Source organism: Helicobacter sp. 23-1048, from assembly GCF_053654545.1.
In genome coordinates this window covers 729426-745969 of record NZ_JBSIUT010000001.1, presented here as the reverse complement: position 1 = coordinate 745969, position 16544 = coordinate 729426, and the positions used below count along the sequence as shown (strand labels likewise).

Genomic DNA, 16544 nt, shown 5'->3' with positions numbered 1-16544 from the left:
ACATTTGGAGTGTGCAATGTCATTAGCCCTGCAAGAGAATCAAAGCCCACATAAAAGCCAAGTTGCTCTACTTTTACACTCGGCAAAAAGCTACTATGACTACTTAGATTCTCATAATTTAGGCTTAGATGAAATTCGCATAGTGCGCGCAATTTTTGAAAATGATATTTTGCTCTTACAGCTCTCACGCAAACTTTTCTCTCAAGAGGGGCTTATTTTGGAGTTTGGAGGGCAAAGTTTTGAGCTTGCTAGCCATTGTGATATGAACTTTGACCAAGATAGGCTTTTTTTAGAGATTTTCCCAAACTTCACGCTCCTAAGTGCCTTGCAACATCTTTTCGCACAATATACACAAAAATCACACAAAAAAACTCCACAAAACATAATGGAGCAACCCTCACTCAAACTTTTTAGTGATTTAAAATTCTTAGTAAAAAATGTCGCGGAATTCATCGCTAAACACGAAGATTCTCTTTGCTTGCCAAGTAGGAAACCTTTGGAGCTAAAAGAGATTCCTCACTATCTTAATGAATACCAAAAGCAAGCATTACAAATGGTTTTTGAAAAACCCATTAGCTATGTATGGGGACCACCGGGCAGTGGGAAAACCCAAGTAGTGCTTTTTGAATCGTTGCTATGGTATGCCAAAAATGGCTTAAGAACTTGCGTGCTAGCACCCACGAACTCTGCATTAGAGCAAATTTTTAGCACACTTATTGAAAATTTTAAAAAACATAACTTTGAGCTAAGCAACCTACTTCGCTTAGGAATGCCTACGCAAAAATTTATGCGTCTTTACCCCGAATGTTGCGACCCAAATTTAGTCCATAAAAAAAATATCTCTTCACTTTTCACACAGGGAATCTCACTTAAAACCCGCCTTAAAGAATCTCTTATCGTGGGACTTACGCTTGATGGCTTTATCAAGCGATTTGATAGCTTGGGCGTGGAGTTTGAGCATTTTTTCCTTGATGAATGTGCGTTCGCCCCGCTATCTAAGGCTTGTGCTTTATGCACACAAAATGTGCCCATTAGCTTTTTTGGCGACCATAAGCAACTAATGCCAATTTGTGAAATGCCACCAAAAGACATTGCCAAGCAAAAAGAAGTCAATCTATGGAATCTCTCCGCGCTTTTTATCGAGGAATTTTTAAGCGATAATCCCGTTGCTCTGCTTGATAAAACTCCCACGCATACGCCAAATATAAGCTCTATCTCTACGCTTCGCTACACACATCGCTATGGGGACAATCTCGCAAAACTCCTTGATTCTCACATTTATCATATTGGCTTGCAAGGACAGGATAGACAAATTGAGGTTGTTTGCTTAGATTGCGGGAAAAAGAGCGAGGTAGATTCTATGATGAGTGCCAATGAAGTGCGCGCTGTGGCAAATCTCTATACACATCTCATACGCCAAAGCAAGGATAGAGCAAACTTCTCTGTGGGAATCATCACGCCATTTGTGCGTCAAAAAAAGGAGATTGCGCGGGCGTTGCCAAGTGCTGAAGTCTCTACGATTCACGGCTCGCAGGGGCGTGAGTGGGATAGTGTGATTTTTTCACCTGTGGGATTGCATTATCACTTGACAGATTCTACCCAGATAAACGCCCTTTTTGGGCTTAATGTGGCGATTAGCAGGATTAAAAAACAGCTTTTTATCGTGTGTGATAGGAGCTTTTGGCAAAGCAAACCTACGCAATTTCTTAGTAAATTATTACAGCAAGCACAAATTTTACATATTTAAGGAGGTGTTAAAATGGAAGTGATTTTATCACACGGCAACGGCGGAGTGGAATCTAAGCAGCTCATCGATAAGGTATTTTTGCGTCATTTGGGTAAGTTTATGCCACATAGTGGCGAGGACGCAGGCATTGGCAAAAGTGCTGGAAATTTCGCGCTTAGCACGGATAGTTATGTGGTTACGCCCTGTATATTTAGTGGAGGAGACATTGGAAAACTAAGCGTGTGTGGAAGTAGCAATGATGTAGCGATGATGGGTGCAAGACCGAAGTTTATAAGTGCGGGTTTTATCATTGAGGAGGGATTAGAATTAAGCACATTAGAGCACATTGTCTCCTCAATGGCAAAAGAGCTAGATTCTCTAAATCTTGTGCTCCTTAGTGCTGATACCAAAGTCGTCCCAAAGGGCAGTGCCGATAAAATATTTATAAACACCACCGCGCTAGGGGACATTATCTATCCAAACCTAAGTCAAAAGAACTTAGCACAAGATGACTGCATTATCGTAAGCGCAAATGTAGGCACACACGGCTCTGTAATTTATTGTGCGAGAAATGAAATCGCTCTGCAATCAAATCTGCAAAGCGATTGCGCGCAACTTTTTCCAATGCTTGAGCCACTTTTCACACACAATCTCTCAATACACGCTTTAAGAGATGCGACACGCGGTGGCATTGCAAGTGTGCTTAACGAATGGGCGCAAGCAAGCAATATGGGAATCGAGATTTTTGAGGAGCAAATCCCCGTGCTAGAGAGCGTTAAAGGTGTGTGTGAGATACTTGGATTAGAGCCTTACGCACTTGCCAATGAGGGAGTATGCGTGCTAAGCGTGCCAAAGCAATCGTGTGAAAAAATCCTTGATATATTGCACGCCCACCCACTTGGTAAAAATGCGTCCGTCATAGGTAAAGTAACCACACAAAATCCACAAAAAGTGATTTTACACAATGCTTTTGGCGGAAAGAGATATTTAGAATATCCACAAGGCGAACTCCTACCAAGAATCTGCTAAGAAATTAGGGGATTTATAGATTTAAAAGATTGGCTTATGGTTGGTGTCAAGGGGGAGACTTGAACTCCCGACCTCCGGCTTATGAGACCAGCGCTCTAACCAGCTGAGCTACCCTGACAACTCGCAAAACAACCGTATTTTGTAAGCAAAGATGAGATTATAAAAAAACTTTGCTTACAAAGTCTTTAAATTTTGCTCTTTTTAATTTCAAGGTTTTTGGTGGCTAGTTGAGCATAGCCACATTGCTTTGTGAGATATTTTGACTTGCAATCTCCATATACGCGTTTTTGTAGCGGTTTAAAAACGAAGTAATTTCCTTATCACTCACACCAAAGGCTTTATACTTTTCTTGTAAGATTGGGTCTTGATTAATTGATTCCTCGCGCCCTTGATAGAGGTCTGTAAAGCGATAGAGACTTTGTGCCATTGTTATTTTTTCACTATCACTTAACCCCTCTGTGGCGCGTAAAAATGCACGATACTCATTATCGCTCATTTGCTCTATGAGTGCCAATCCATAAGTAATGCGTCCAAAATGCTCTGGCAGGGAATCTTGGAGGCTACTTTGACTTACTTCCAAAGCATCATCAAAAGAGCTCTTATTCACGCCTTGTTGTGCGATTCTATCCGCAGTGCTTTGCAAATTTTGAGGCTTATCTTTTGCCTCATTTGCTCTCTCTTCGCGTCCATTAGCCTCATAGCCATTGGAATTGGCATTAGTATTTGAAGTCCCAGAAGCACTCTGTGCGAAGTCTCCCGTGCCTTGCCTGCTTAGAGAATCAAGAGTGGAGGGCTGTGGTGTATATGGTGAAAACGCGCTAATTTGCATAATACAGCTCCAAAAATAAAATGTATGTATGAGCATTTAAGCAAAAAACAATCCATATTTATAATCACTCAATATGCCTAAGATTTGCAAGTCTTTTGTGTCGCATTTTTGTGGCTTTTAGGATATAATCACTCATTTTTAAACTAAATAGTGGGAGAGAGAATGAACTTACAAGACATTAAAACCATTGATACACAATATGTGCTCCATACTTACAAGCGCGCAGATGTTGCCTTTAAAAAAGGAAAAAACGCAACTTTATATGATGAAGCAGGAAGAGATTATATAGATTTTGGTGCGGGTATTGGCGTAGTGAGTGTAGGACACGGAAATAAAGCTCTTGCAAAAGCAATCAACAAAGCAGCAAAAAGACTTATCCACACTTCAAATCTCTACCATATCGCTCCACAAGCAAGACTTGCAAAAAAAATCATCGATTGCTATACAAAAAATTCTCGCTCAAACACCAAGTATCGTGTGTTTTTCTCAAACTCTGGGGCAGAAGCAAATGAATGCGCTATCAAAATAGCACGCAAATTTGGGAATCCAAGCGGGCGATACAAAATTATCACGCTCGATTCTAGCTTTCACGGGCGCACCATTGCTTCGCTCAAAGCCACAGGACAGGACAAAATGCACAAACATTTTGGTCCGTATCCCGATGGATTTGTGTATGCAAAAGATATTAAAGACATTGCTAATGTGCTAGATTCTCAAACTTGCGCCGTGCTTTTAGAGCTCGTGCAGGGCGAAGGTGGGATTGAGCAAATGGATAAAGCTCAAGTGATTGAGCTTGCAAAGCTCTTAAAGTCCAAAAATGTCCTGCTAATGGTCGATGAAGTGCAAAGCGGAATCTATCGTAGCGGTGAAATCTTTGCTTCTAAAATCTATGGGATAGAGCCTGATGTCATCACAATGGCAAAGGGGCTGGCTGGTGGCGTGCCAATAGGCGCGTGTATGACAAGTCGTGTTGATATTTTCGCGCCAAGTGAGCACGGGAGCACATTTGGGGGCAATTTCTTAAGCACAAGTGCTGGTTTAAAGGCTATAAAAATCCTAGAAAAAGCCTATGATAGCGGGAAACTAAAGCGCACGATTGTGTATTTTAACGCCAAATTAGATTCTCTACTTAAAAAATACCCCACGCTTTTTATCCACAAAACAGGGCTTGGGCTAATGTGTGGCTTAAAGGCAAAGAGCGAGCAAGTCCAACAAGATATTTTACAAGCGTGCTTTACCCAACGACTACTTGTGCTCCGCTCAGGTAGAGGCGTGGTGCGATTCCTCCCGCCATTGCTTATTAGCAAGCGTGAGATTGATGAGGGATTTAGACGATTCCAAAAGGCACTCAAAAGCATTAAAACAAAGAATCAAACACCTAAAACGACAAATGCTCCTGCTTCTTTAGCAAGCAGTGTAAAGCCCAAATCTCGCACTAATGCCAAACCAAAAAAACCACGAACTACAACCATTTAGCGCGTGGATGCAAGAGAGCCTTTACGCAGATAAAGGCTACTATCACAGCACTTCTCGCGTGGGTAAAGATGGGGATTTTTACACTTCGGTAAGCGCGAGCAGATTCTTTGGTGGGAGCATTGCGAACTTCATACTCTCACTCTTAGAGCAGGGCAAACTTTCCTTACCACTTTATATTATTGAAATTGGTGCGGACAAGGGTTTTTTATTGCGTGATATTGCCAACTTTTTACATTCGCTCTCTTATGGTGTGATGGAGCACACTACATTTGCCACGCTTGAGCCACTTATATCGCTACGCCAATCCCAACAAAACGCGGAGATTCCAAACTTTATCATCTATGAAAATTTCGCCCAAATCCAAGTAAGCATAGATTCTCACGCAAGCGTATTTTTTGTGAGTAATGAGCTTTTTGACTCTTTTGGTGTGGATATTTTTGAGGATAAAACAATGCTTTTTGTGCAAAATTTTTCACTCCAATGGCTTAGCATTCCAAAAGCACAAAAAGTGCTACAATCTCACAATGCGTTCGCTCCACAAAACGCGCTTCTACAAAATCTCTTAAAGCAAAACGCGCTAGATTCTCGTAATGGCGCGATAAGTCCATTTCTGCCAGCATTTATACGCGATATTGCCAAATGCGCTAAATGCGCTAAAAACGCATATTTTCTTACCTTTGATTATGACACACACTCAAGCCTTAATCCACGCTCCTATATCCGCTCCTATATCAATCATCAAGTTTTTAGCTTTGAGGATATGCAAAAAATAGGCCTGCAATCCTTTTATCAATGTGCTGATATAACTGCTGATGTAGATTTTGATTTTGTTGGAGAACTTTTTGCGCTTAATGGAATGGATAGACTTTTTTATCTCCCGCAAAATCGTGCCCTTGTGGAAAAAATGGGAATCACAAAACTTTTAGAAATCTTTTCGCAACACACACATAATGCACTCTATCTTAGAGAAGTCGCTAAGGCAAAAAGTCTGCTAGACCCACAAATTTTAGGCGAGCGATTTAAATGTGCTTGCTTTTGCTATAATAACGCGCAAAATTGAGATATTGCAAGGAAAATTATGCAAAACCAAAAAGATTCTCCACTTCATCAAAGTCTCAAAAGCCTTAATGCAGAGCAACTACAAGCAGTCAAACACATTGATGGCGCGCTCCTCGTGCTAGCAGGTGCGGGCAGTGGCAAGACAAAGACTCTCACCACGCGCTTAGCTTACCTCATCAAAGAAGTGGGAATCCCCGCGCAAAATACCCTTACGCTTACTTTCACTAACAAGGCAGCAAATGAAATGAAAATGCGTGCTATGGAGCTTCTTGGTCAAAGCACACAAGCCCCGCCATTGCTTTGCACCTTTCATCGTTTTGGCTTGTTATTTTTAAAGTTCCATATCCACTTGCTTGGTCGCGATGTGAATTTCACTCTCCTTGATGCGCAAGATTGTAAAAAAATCGCCAAAACACTCGCCCCAGAAATCCAACCCGCACGCACGCTTGCCTATATTTCATCATATAAAAACAAATGCCTTAAGCCTGAAGTCGCGCTAAAAGACGCCCACTCCCCAGAATTTAAAGCCCTAAGCAAAGCATATATGCGCTATGAGGAATACTTGCTCGCTCACAATGCCCTTGATTTTGATGATTTGCTCTCCCTTACTTATGAAATCTTACGCTCAAATGAGAATCTCGCTAAGCAAAAAAGCGAACAATACAACTACATTATGGTTGATGAATACCAAGATACCAACGAATTGCAATATAAGATTTTATGCTTGCTCACTTGCACGCACCAAAATATCTGTGTGGTGGGTGATGATGACCAAAGCATTTATAGCTGGAGGGGGGCTGATATTTCTAATATTTTGCAATTTGCAGAGCGATTTAGCAACGCACGCACAATTAAACTCGAGGAAAATTATCGCTCTACTCCACAGATTTTAGAGCTTGCAAACACCCTTATAGCGCATAATGTAAAACGATTGGGGAAGAATCTCAAAAGCCAAAAAGATTCTGGCAGTGCTGTTTCTGTCCTCACTTCGCCCGATGAGATAGCTGAGGGCAATCTCATCGCCTCAATCATTAAAGAAGCACTCACGCAAGGCAAAAGCGCGCAAGACTTTGCCATTTTGTTTCGTCTTAACGCCTTTAGTCGTGGTATTGAAGATGCGCTTAATCGTGCGAAGATTCCCTACAAACTCATCGGCGCACAGCGATTTTATGAGCGTGCCGAAGTCAAAGATATTATTAGCTTTTTGCGCTTTTTTATTAACCCAAATGATGATTTCTCGCTAATGCGTATCATCAACAAACCAAAGCGTGGGATTGGCAAAACAACCCAAGAACGATTGCAAGCCATCGCTAAGCAAAAAGATTTGAGTGTGTATGCGTGCTTTTGTGCCTACCCAAAGGAGTGTGCCACTCTCATTGGACAAAAGAATTATAACACACTAGAGGAGTTTTTTGCATTGCTAGATTCTCTAAAAAAGCTCACGCAAGAGGACTCAATGCTTGAATTTATCACGCAATTTAAAGAAAGTTTTGATTTTAGTAGTGATTTTACGCCATTAGAACGCATAGATAGAATGGCAAATATTGATGAATTTTATGGTGTTTTAGATGACTATTTTAGGCAAAATCCAGATGAGGGCTTGCAAGAATTTTTAAACAATATCTCACTGAGCTCAAGTGCTGATGAGTATGCGAGTGAATGTGTGAGTTGTATGAGTGTGCATAGTGCTAAGGGCTTAGAATTTGAGAGCGTCTTTGTGATTGGATTAGAAGAGGGGTTTTTCCCTATGATATTGACTGACACAGATTTAGAAGAGGAGCGGCGACTTGGCTATGTGGCTTTTACTCGTGCAAAGGAGCAGCTCTACCTCTCAAGCGCACAATCACGGCTCTTTCACGGCAAAAGAGAGCCTCACCTTGTGCGCTCACGATTTCTCGCGGAGAGTGGCGCAAATGGAGAGGATATATCACCCATACCACAAAATAAAAATAACGATACAAATTTCGCACTAAATGACATTGTAAATCACAAACTTTTTGGTAATGGACGCATAATAGAAATTGAACAAAACAACGATACCACCATATTAAAAATCAATTTTGGTGGTATGGTGCGCAAGATTACAAGTGATTTTGTGCAAAAATAGAGTTATAAATCAATCGCTTTATCCTTTAAGCGCAGTGTGCTTAGCACAATTATCTTTTTATGCTACAATACAAGCCTATAAGTTGCTAAGATTCTACAATAAAGAGTGTGAATGAAAACTACACATTGTAAAAATATTACCAAAGTGGGCGTGATTCTACGCCCTGATAGCCCAGAGCTTAAATCTCCATTTGAGAATCTGTGTGATATTTTTAGAGCAAATGAGATACAAGCGCGCTTAGATTCCACAAGTGCCAAAAGCCTTCATACAAATGGAGAGAACTTTGCAGATTTAATCGCGTGGGCTGATATATTGCTCTCCATTGGAGGCGATGGCACACTTCTTGCGACAATCCGCGAATGCTATGGGAAAAATATCCCTTGTATGGGGATAAACGCGGGGCGACTTGGATTTTTAACTGCGATGAATCCCAATGAATTTGCACACTTTATCCCTAAACTTAAAACAGGTGAGTATGAAATCAAAGAGCACTTAATACTTGAGTGTGAAATTATCCGCGAGGGAGAAAAACCTAAGATTTTTTATGCCTTTAATGAGTTTTTTATCTCTAAACAAAGTATTTCAGGGATTATTGATATTACAGCAAAAATTGAGGGCGAGCTTTTTAATACTTATTTTTGCGATGCGCTCATCATCGCTACGCCCACAGGCTCTACGGCGTATAATATTTCAGTGGGAGGGTGCGTGGTATATCCATATTGTAAAAATATCCTTTTAACGCCAATCGCAGCGCACTCTCTCACTCAACGCCCGCTTATTATCGATAGTCAAATGCGCTTAGAATTTAGCGTTAAAAGTCCCGCTACCTTGCTATGCGATGGGCAACAAAGCCACACACTTTTGCCACAAGATAGAATCTTTATCCACTCTTCAAAGCATAGCGCATTGCTTATCTACCCAAAAGAGCGCAATTACTTCCAAATCCTGCGCGAAAAGTTTAAATGGGGTGAGCTATGATTACACGCATTTTGATTCACAACTCGCCCGCTTTCTCGCTTTTAGAATTGCATTTAAAAAATGGCTTTAATGTCTTTAGTGGAGCAAGCGGGAGTGGAAAATCCGTCTTTATGGAATCGTTGCTTGGCATTTTTGGCATTAAAGATAGCAATGCCGAGCTCATCGAGGCAAATATCGCCACAAGCAAGCTAGAAATCAACCTCGATGAATATGGAATCTTAGATGATGAAGAAATCGTGCTTAGCATTTTAAAAAAAGAAAAAACGCGCTATTTTCTCAATCATCAATCAAGCTCTAAAAAGCGACTAAATGAAATCGTCTCTGGCTTTGGCAAGCATATTAGCGCACGCAGTGATGAGGATATGAGTGCGAAAAACATTTTACGCATTTTTGATGATTTTATCATTACGCGCACACCAAAGCACGCACAGATTCTCAAAGAATACAAAACGACATTTGTAGAGTTAAAAGACACGATAAACGCGCTAGAAACGCTTAAAACTCAAGAATCTCAAATCGCCTCGCTCAAAGAAATCGCCACTTTTGAGATAAACCAAATAGATTCTATCGCGCCAAAAGAGGGCGAATACGAGGAGCTTTTAGAGCTTAAAAAGACACTAAGCAAACAAGAAAAAATCGCTGAGGGGATTAAAAGCGTGCAGGCGTTTTTAGACCAAGCGGGGTGCGTGGATAACTTTTTAGCCCTAAGCGATGAGAGTTGTATCGCCTTTAGCGAGGGAGTGAGAGAATTAGAAGCGATTATAGAATCTAAGCTCTCTCAACTCCAATCCCTAGAGGACACCAACCCCGAGCAAATCTTAGAACGCATATCAAGCATTTCTACGCTCGTGCATAAATACGGCTCTGTGGCAAACGCGCTCAACCACGCCAAAGAGCAAAAGCAAAAACTCGAGCAATACGAAAATATGGACTTTACCAAAAATGACTTGGTAAAAAAATCTAAAGCCCTCCAAGATTCTCTCCATACACTTGATACGCAACTACACACTACACGACAAAACGCACTTAAAGACTTCCAAAATGCCCTAAGCTCCCTCACTGATGAGCTCCACCTAAAGCCCCTCTCTATCACGCTAAACCAAAACACAAAGACCGAGCGCGGAAGCGATGAATGCGCTATCACGCTCGGTGGCAGTGGCATTAGCACGCTAAGTGCTGGGGAATATAATCGCTTGCGACTTGGACTTATGTGTATTGACGCGAGTGTAGCCAAGCGTGCGGGAATCCTCGTGCTTGATGAAATCGATGCAAATTTAAGCGGACAAGAAAGCGAGGGTGTGGCAAAGATTCTTAAAAAGCTCTCCACCTCTTATCAAATCTTTGCAATCTCTCATCAGCCCCATATGCCAACCTTAGCGGATAATCACTATCTTGTGTATAAAAACGGGGATAAAAGCGAGGTAAAGCTCCTAGATTCTGCTGGGCGAGCGAATGAAATCGCGCGAATGATTAGCGGGGCACAAATTACAAAAGAAGCCTTAGAGTTTGCCAAGCAAGCCCTAAGCAAAAACAAAGTCTAACGCTTAAACAATGGATACAAACTATGAATCTAGGCATTTTAAAGGGCGTAAGCGAGCTCTTTAACACATTTGATAAAATATATTTTTGCAAGCGCGTTGATGATAATGCACTGCTATTAAACCTGCAAGGCACACTTTTTCTCATTGATTTAGCACGCTCTAAAAGTGGGATTTATAGCCTCTCAAATGCGCCACTAAGCCCGAAAAACTACCAAGCTCCATTTGATAACAAACTCAAAGCCCTTTGCACCAATGCCACACTTTTAGATTCTACAATCGATGGGAACAATCGCATTTTAGAGTTGCATTGCGCAAATCAAAACTCTTATAAACAAGAATCTTTTTGCCTTGTTTTGGAATTTACAGGCAAATACACCAACGCCATTTTACTTAATGAAAAAAACATTGTCTTAGAATCTCTGCGCCATATCACGCAATCTCTGCGCCAAGTCCAAGTTGGCAAAGTCTTAAGTCCCTTGCCCCAGCCAGCAAATCCACCAAAAAATAGCGATAAAGTGAGCGTAAGTGTGGAGTTTTTAGCCACGCTTTATGATTCTTATTTGCAAGACACGCTTATAAACGCCAAGCAAAGCGCGCTTAAATCCTTAGAATCTAAAAAGCAAAAGCTCCTTTGCACGCTTGATTCTCTGCCAAACCAAAAGGATTTAGACACACAAAGCGCGCTTTTTGGATTCTATGCGAAAAGTATCTTAGCGCGCATTCACACGCTTGCGCCTCATAGCATTAACGCACCCTGCCTTAGCCTAAATGCACCATTTGATGATTTGCCTTGTAGTGAATTGCCTCGCGATACACGCGCGAAGTTTCACGCCCAAAATACACTACAAATCCCTACACTAGAGGGGAGCAAAACACTCTCGCACCTCGCCCAGCAATATTTCACCCAAAGCAAAAAACTCAGCCAAAAGGCAAAGAATCTGCATATCCAAATCCAAAACATACACGATTCCCTTGCGTTTTTGCAAGCCCAAAGCAACCTTGTAGCAAACGCTTTAAGCCTCCAAGACATTAAAATTTACGCACAAAAAGAACAAAATAATAAAAAAATACAAAAAAAAGGAACGAATTTTGAAGTGTTTTATATACAGGGCTTTAAGATTGGCATTGGCAAAAATGCTAAGCAAAACCAAGAGTTGCTAAAGCTCGCACACGCCGATGATATGTGGATGCACATTAGAGATATTCCTAGCTCACATTTGCTTATCTTTTGTGGTAAGGCACGATTAAGCGAGGAGGTTATCCACAAGGCTGGAGAGATTCTCATTGGATTGTGTGCGCTTCATTCAGGGAGCTTTAGTGTCGATTATACTCAACGCAGATTTGTCAAAATTATGCAAGGAGCAAATGTGATTTACGCGAAACATAAAACCCTAGAACTGAGAAAATAAGGAGGTGTGTAATGGCAGTAAGTTTAGTTGGAAACATTACCTACATTAACCAAAACGCGCAAGCTGGCTCTACACAGCTTGCAAACGCACAGGGTCGCCCTGACATTATCCAAGAATCAAACAAAAACGAGTTTGAGCGCAAACTCCAAGAAGTCGCGCAAGTGAGCGGGACTGAAGATTCCCAAGCTATCAATGAAAATGGGCGCAACAAACAAGAGCAACAACGCCAAGAGCAAGCAAAAAAGCAATGGGAAATCGAGCAAAAAGAGGATAAAAAACCCCAAGAGTATTACTACGAGGGAATGCTTAATGTCAAGGCGTAACTCTATTTTTAGGAATCTATAAAACCTCTCCCTTTATTTGCATTATGGCTAAGGTGTGGTTTGTTTATGGTATAATTTTACAGATTGAATATACCTAACAAGGATAAAAAATGGATATAGCAGTATTAGAAACTTATTCAAACAAAAAGCTAACAAACCTCGAGCAGAAGATTCATAAGCAAATCATACAAACACAAAAAGAATTTGATACACTAAAACTCAAAGCTGAAAAGAAAATTAAAAATTTACAAAGCGACTTAGTAGAAGTTCAAAAAGCAAAGATAAAGATACACCAAAAGCAGATAGCACAAACGGAGCTAAAACCAACTAAAAAATGCCTAGAATCTTTGGCGAGTGAAACAGCCATTATCACTCCAGCAAATGAACCAACAGATATACTTAAGGCTATAAAAGAGGCGAAAGAAGCGGGACTAATTCCTAATGCGTGAGCTTGAGTATAAGAAATCCTTTTTAAAAGACGCACAAGCATTAACCAAAAATGGATTTGACCTACAATCCTTAAATCCATTGTTAGATACCCTCCGCAATGGCAAACCTCTACAATCCAAATATAAAGACCATCAGTTACAAGGCAAACTCAAAAATTATAGAGAGTTTCATCTAAAGGGCGATATTTTAGTGCTTTATGCAATTAGTGAAACCACACTCACACTTTATGCAATAGACAACCACAACAACCTTTTTAAGCGATTTAGTAAGTGATACATTAAGCCAACGAAAGCAAGGCTGGGGGCTCTGTATCCCCGCAAGCCTTGAAATATGCAAAGCACAAAATTTTGTTACAAGGAGGTTCATTAGGACTTAAATCAAAGCCCTAATATAAGCCCCGCCTTAATAAAGAGGGGCTTTAGTAGCATAAAGCTACTTTATCTTTAGGATTCCAAAATGAGTCATTCCAAAATGAGTCATTCCTAGAAGTCATACATTAGGCGCACCATACCCACTGCACCAGAGATATGACTCGTGCCTGTGGTAGTCGTAACGGCTGTATCCATATATGAGATTTGTGGTGCGAAAGTGAATTCCTTGCTAGGTTTGATTGGGAGTTGGATAAACACTTTTGCAGCGTTTATGTCTCTAATATTATTAGTTGAAGTTTCACTTTGCCCTACACCACCATAAGTGAGCTGATACCCAGCACCGATGATGAGTTTAGTCGTGCTCCCAAGTCCTAAACCATACTCCAAGTGCGCGCCAAATCGCTTCGCGTCGAGTCCTGCAGCTGCATTGAGGTTATTGTAGCCATATTGACCGCTAGAAGCGTTAGTCGCTTGCTCGCCATAGAGATGTCCGTTGATACCATAGTTAATCACAAAGCTAAGATAGGAGCTCCCAAAGGTCGGGCGCACACCAGCGAAGATATGCCACGCAGTCGCACTCGTAGCGGCAAAGTCTCTCCCAGCATATTTTTTGATTGTCCCTGCGACTTTAAGCTTCAGATTCTCTATCTTTGGTGTCCAGCCGATAGCCACCCTTGGCGTAGCAGAATAGCCAATAGGAGCGAATGTCCAGCCGTCGCCTATGCCGTTATTATTATCTTGGATAAGCTGGATAGTGAAGCTAGAGATTTGGTATTGGAGTTGGAGATGACGAGACGCTGCTGCTACTGAACCAAAACCTTGCCCAGCCGAGTTGTTGTTGTTAAAATCACTGGTGAATCCGCCCTCAGCAGAAATCGTCCCAATCTTACCAAATGAGAGCTTGCCTGCGCCATCGAAGTCATAAGTCCCGTAAAAATAACGGAATCCTGCATCCTTGCCATCAGAACTTCCAAGCGCACCGCCCTCTCTCATACCTACTTCGATTTTACCGCTGACTTTGCCAGATTTGAAGTTAAAACCAAAGTGGGTGTTGTTTTGCAAGCCTGCAAGGTAAGAGCCATAGCCAGAGCCCGGTATTGACTGTATACCCGAAGTGAAAGCACCATTGTCAACGCTACTACTAGAAGTAAGCATATCTGTGCCCACAGGAGCACCACCGCCGACAAAGCCACGGATACTTCCATAGAAATCGAGTGATTTATCATCACTATCATAGACTTTCATACCAAGTCCTACACTTGGCAACGCCAACAAAGCGCATAACGCGCTAGAAACTGCAATCTTTTTCATATAAACTCCTTTTTGGGGTTAAATTTCATCTTTTAATGTTTAAGCGCGTTAATAAAGAGATTCAACTAAGGTTTATAAAAAAAACATATACAAACTCTCCTAGACTTCTTTAAATCTATCAAAAGTCTATCAAAGTCGCTCTATGCTTTAAAATACACCAAAGATTAAAGTCCTTAATAACTCACAATAAGCCTTAAAAGACACCAAAAGTATAATACCCTCTTTGGCGTTTGTCAAGTAATAGGCGACTTTTTTGCAAAGATTTTACACTCTATGTAAAAGATTTTACAAAATATATCAAAAAATATAGCATTTGACTAAAAAATTGCTACAATGCTTAGCTTAAATCATTTGCGATTTTTAAAAACTTTCGACTTGGTTGAAGCATTCAAACACGAATTTGTCATATTGAGCGTAGCGAAATATCTCTATAACTTTACTTTGTGAAATTTTGAGATACTTCGGGCTTTTAGCCCTTAAGTATGACAACTATGCGAATACTTTTGGCTTTTTAAGTTCGATAGGTTTATTAGAATTGCAAGAGCGATTTTATATCTTTCCAAATAAGGAGTTTGTATGTTACGAGTGCTTTTAGTGTGCGCATTGCTTTTTAGCGGTGCATTTGCAGAAAAGATTCAAGTTTTAGCGGCGGCAAGCCTAAAATTCGTGCTTGAGGATATTAAAAAGGATTTTCTCAAAACGCACAAAAAAGATAAGATTGAGGTAAGCTATATCGCTTCGGGGAATGCGTATGCGCAGATTAAAGAGGGGGCTAAGGCGGAGCTTTTCATCGCGGCTGATAGCGAATATCCTGCGAAAGTAGTCGCTGATGGGAATGCCGCAGGCGAGGCAAAAAACTATGTCAAAGGCAAACTTGTGATTTTTAGTATCAACAAAGACTTTAACGCAAGTAGCGAGGCTATCTTAAAAGATTCCAAAGTGCAACATATCTCAATGCCTAATCCTAAAGTAGCTCCCTATGGACGCGCGACTGAAAGCTATCTAAAGAAAACCAAGCAAGAAAAACCTCTCAATAAGAAACTTGCTATCGGGCAATCTATTAGCGAGGCGACTACTTATGTGCTACAAGGCTCTGCTGATGTGGGATTCACCGCGTTATCAATGGTGGCTAAAGGCAAGGTAAAAGATGAGAATCCAGACCTCACTTACACCATAATTGACCAAAAATATTATGACCCAATCGTGCAGGCGTTGGTGGTTACAAAAGCGGGGGAGAACTCAAAACTTGCAAAAGAGTTCGCGGAGTATTTGCTCAGCGATAAGGCGCAAAAAGTCTTTGCAGATTATGGCTATGATAAGCCATAAGGCACTTTGGACTTTGATAAAGGTTTAAAGTAGGCACGGCTTTTGCTAGTGTAGCGATGCGCAAGTGTGGAAGTGCTTTGGACGCTTTTGCACTTGCGTTTTTTTTATTTATAAACTCTCTAATCAAAAACATAACTTAGAATCTCTTTGGATTAGGACAATGAATCAACTTAATGCAATCATCTCAAATATCACACAAAGCGCAAATCTCGCGCTTATCACGCTGGATTGTGTGTTTGGGAAGATTTATACGCTTATTGTCGTTGATGAAAGCAGACCGTGGAAAGTGGGCGATAAAGTCAAAGCGATTTTTAAACAAACGCAAGTGCTGGTGTGCAAGGTGGATTTTAGCAAGTCTTTTAAGCACAATGGGACAAAAGATTCACTCAAGTCTAATGCGCCACAATTCTCACTGCCTACGCGAAACTACTTTATAAGCAAGATTGTAGAGATTGAGCGCGAGGAGATTCTCACGCGTGTGGAATGCGAGGCTGGCATAAGCGCGCTCATAGCAAGCATAGATGACAATGGATTAGAAGTGGGGCAAGATTGCGCGTGGCTTGTCGCTCCAAGCGATATTTTACTTGAGTTACAAGCATAATCTAAGCG

15 protein-coding genes and 1 tRNA gene are annotated in these 16544 nt (G+C 41.1%); 13 read left to right on the top strand and 3 right to left on the bottom strand.

Annotation, left to right across the window (positions count from 1 at the left end):
- Nucleotides 1-16 precede the first annotated feature (16 nt).
- A complete protein-coding gene (locus ACWIWK_RS03705) occupies nt 17-1747 on the top strand; it encodes an AAA domain-containing protein (RefSeq protein WP_454150957.1) in 1731 nt (576 codons plus the stop codon).
- A gap of 12 nt (nt 1748-1759) precedes the next feature.
- Nucleotides 1760-2755 carry a hydrogenase expression/formation protein HypE gene (hypE, locus tag ACWIWK_RS03700; RefSeq protein ID WP_454150955.1) on the top strand — a complete coding sequence of 332 codons (996 nt, stop codon included), beginning with the start codon at nt 1760-1762 and terminating at the stop codon, nt 2753-2755.
- A 41-nt stretch (nt 2756-2796) separates the two neighbouring features.
- On the opposite strand, the gene ACWIWK_RS03695 is transcribed toward hypE, so the two are convergent.
- Nucleotides 2797-2873: transfer RNA gene (locus tag ACWIWK_RS03695), tRNA-Met, on the bottom strand.
- Between the two features lie 105 nt (nt 2874-2978).
- Entirely contained in the window at nt 2979-3584 is a 606-nt protein-coding gene (locus ACWIWK_RS03690) for a hypothetical protein (protein WP_454150953.1), read from the bottom strand.
- A 162-nt stretch (nt 3585-3746) separates the two neighbouring features.
- Between ACWIWK_RS03690 and ACWIWK_RS03685 the strand changes: the two genes are divergently transcribed.
- The 9 genes from ACWIWK_RS03685 to ACWIWK_RS03645 all read left to right on the top strand — a co-directional run bounded on the left by ACWIWK_RS03685 (nt 3747) and on the right by ACWIWK_RS03645 (nt 13200).
- Nucleotides 3747-5060, top strand: coding sequence for an acetylornithine transaminase (locus ACWIWK_RS03685; protein WP_454150951.1), 1314 nt, complete (start codon nt 3747-3749; stop codon nt 5058-5060).
- The gene (locus ACWIWK_RS03680; protein ID WP_454150949.1) at nt 5023-6120 is read left to right on the top strand and encodes an SAM-dependent methyltransferase; all 1098 of its coding nucleotides are present in this window, start codon (nt 5023-5025) and stop codon (nt 6118-6120) included. The genes ACWIWK_RS03685 and ACWIWK_RS03680 overlap by 38 nt, the downstream gene beginning before the upstream one ends.
- An 18-nt stretch (nt 6121-6138) precedes the next feature.
- Entirely contained in the window at nt 6139-8226 is a 2088-nt protein-coding gene (locus tag ACWIWK_RS03675) for an ATP-dependent helicase (protein ID WP_454150945.1), read from the top strand.
- Between the two features lie 111 nt (nt 8227-8337).
- A complete protein-coding gene (locus ACWIWK_RS03670) occupies nt 8338-9204 on the top strand; it encodes an NAD(+)/NADH kinase (protein WP_454150943.1) in 867 nt (288 codons plus the stop codon).
- Nucleotides 9201-10745 carry an AAA family ATPase gene (locus ACWIWK_RS03665; RefSeq protein ID WP_454150941.1) on the top strand — a complete coding sequence of 515 codons (1545 nt, stop codon included), beginning with the start codon at nt 9201-9203 and terminating at the stop codon, nt 10743-10745. Before ACWIWK_RS03670 ends, ACWIWK_RS03665 begins: the two co-directional genes overlap by 4 nt.
- Before the next feature lie 23 nt (nt 10746-10768).
- Nucleotides 10769-12154 carry an NFACT family protein gene (locus tag ACWIWK_RS03660; protein WP_454150939.1) on the top strand — a complete coding sequence of 462 codons (1386 nt, stop codon included), beginning with the start codon at nt 10769-10771 and terminating at the stop codon, nt 12152-12154.
- 11 nt (nt 12155-12165) lie between these two features.
- Nucleotides 12166-12477, top strand: coding sequence for a hypothetical protein (locus ACWIWK_RS03655; RefSeq protein ID WP_454150938.1), 312 nt, complete (start codon nt 12166-12168; stop codon nt 12475-12477).
- A gap of 110 nt (nt 12478-12587) precedes the next feature.
- Nucleotides 12588-12926 carry a hypothetical protein gene (locus tag ACWIWK_RS03650; protein WP_454150936.1) on the top strand — a complete coding sequence of 113 codons (339 nt, stop codon included), beginning with the start codon at nt 12588-12590 and terminating at the stop codon, nt 12924-12926.
- Entirely contained in the window at nt 12919-13200 is a 282-nt protein-coding gene (locus tag ACWIWK_RS03645) for a type II toxin-antitoxin system RelE/ParE family toxin (RefSeq protein ID WP_454150934.1), read from the top strand. The genes ACWIWK_RS03650 and ACWIWK_RS03645 overlap by 8 nt, the downstream gene beginning before the upstream one ends.
- A 209-nt stretch (nt 13201-13409) precedes the next feature.
- Here ACWIWK_RS03645 and ACWIWK_RS03640 read toward each other — a convergent pair whose 3' ends face one another.
- The gene (locus tag ACWIWK_RS03640) at nt 13410-14609 is read right to left on the bottom strand and encodes a hypothetical protein (protein ID WP_454150932.1); all 1200 of its coding nucleotides are present in this window, start codon (nt 14607-14609) and stop codon (nt 13410-13412) included.
- 576 nt (nt 14610-15185) lie between these two features.
- Between ACWIWK_RS03640 and modA the strand changes: the two genes are divergently transcribed.
- Complete coding sequence (gene modA, locus ACWIWK_RS03635; RefSeq protein ID WP_454150930.1) at nt 15186-15935, top strand: molybdate ABC transporter substrate-binding protein; 750 nt, start codon at nt 15186-15188, stop codon at nt 15933-15935.
- Nucleotides 15936-16095: 160 nt separating this feature from the next.
- Nucleotides 16096-16536: a hypothetical protein gene (locus tag ACWIWK_RS03630; protein ID WP_454150928.1), complete on the top strand. Its 441-nt coding sequence runs from the start codon at nt 16096-16098 to the stop codon at nt 16534-16536.
- Nucleotides 16537-16544: the final 8 nt, after the last annotated feature.

Coding starts and splice junctions, on each gene's coding strand:
- ACWIWK_RS03650 (WP_454150936.1), top strand. CDS start 12,588: ATGGATATAGCAGTATTAGAAACTTATTCAAACAAAAAGCTAACAAAC.
- ACWIWK_RS03665 (WP_454150941.1), top strand. CDS start 9,201: ATGATTACACGCATTTTGATTCACAACTCGCCCGCTTTCTCGCTTTTA.
- ACWIWK_RS03690 (WP_454150953.1), bottom strand. CDS start 3,584: ATGCAAATTAGCGCGTTTTCACCATATACACCACAGCCCTCCACTCTT.
- modA (WP_454150930.1), top strand. CDS start 15,186: ATGTTACGAGTGCTTTTAGTGTGCGCATTGCTTTTTAGCGGTGCATTT.
- ACWIWK_RS03630 (WP_454150928.1), top strand. CDS start 16,096: ATGAATCAACTTAATGCAATCATCTCAAATATCACACAAAGCGCAAAT.
- ACWIWK_RS03670 (WP_454150943.1), top strand. CDS start 8,338: ATGAAAACTACACATTGTAAAAATATTACCAAAGTGGGCGTGATTCTA.
- ACWIWK_RS03655 (WP_454150938.1), top strand. CDS start 12,166: ATGGCAGTAAGTTTAGTTGGAAACATTACCTACATTAACCAAAACGCG.
- ACWIWK_RS03640 (WP_454150932.1), bottom strand. CDS start 14,609: ATGAAAAAGATTGCAGTTTCTAGCGCGTTATGCGCTTTGTTGGCGTTG.
- ACWIWK_RS03645 (WP_454150934.1), top strand. CDS start 12,919: ATGCGTGAGCTTGAGTATAAGAAATCCTTTTTAAAAGACGCACAAGCA.
- hypE (WP_454150955.1), top strand. CDS start 1,760: ATGGAAGTGATTTTATCACACGGCAACGGCGGAGTGGAATCTAAGCAG.
- ACWIWK_RS03675 (WP_454150945.1), top strand. CDS start 6,139: ATGCAAAACCAAAAAGATTCTCCACTTCATCAAAGTCTCAAAAGCCTT.
- ACWIWK_RS03680 (WP_454150949.1), top strand. CDS start 5,023: ATGCCAAACCAAAAAAACCACGAACTACAACCATTTAGCGCGTGGATG.
- ACWIWK_RS03660 (WP_454150939.1), top strand. CDS start 10,769: ATGAATCTAGGCATTTTAAAGGGCGTAAGCGAGCTCTTTAACACATTT.
- ACWIWK_RS03705 (WP_454150957.1), top strand. CDS start 17: ATGTCATTAGCCCTGCAAGAGAATCAAAGCCCACATAAAAGCCAAGTT.
- ACWIWK_RS03685 (WP_454150951.1), top strand. CDS start 3,747: ATGAACTTACAAGACATTAAAACCATTGATACACAATATGTGCTCCAT.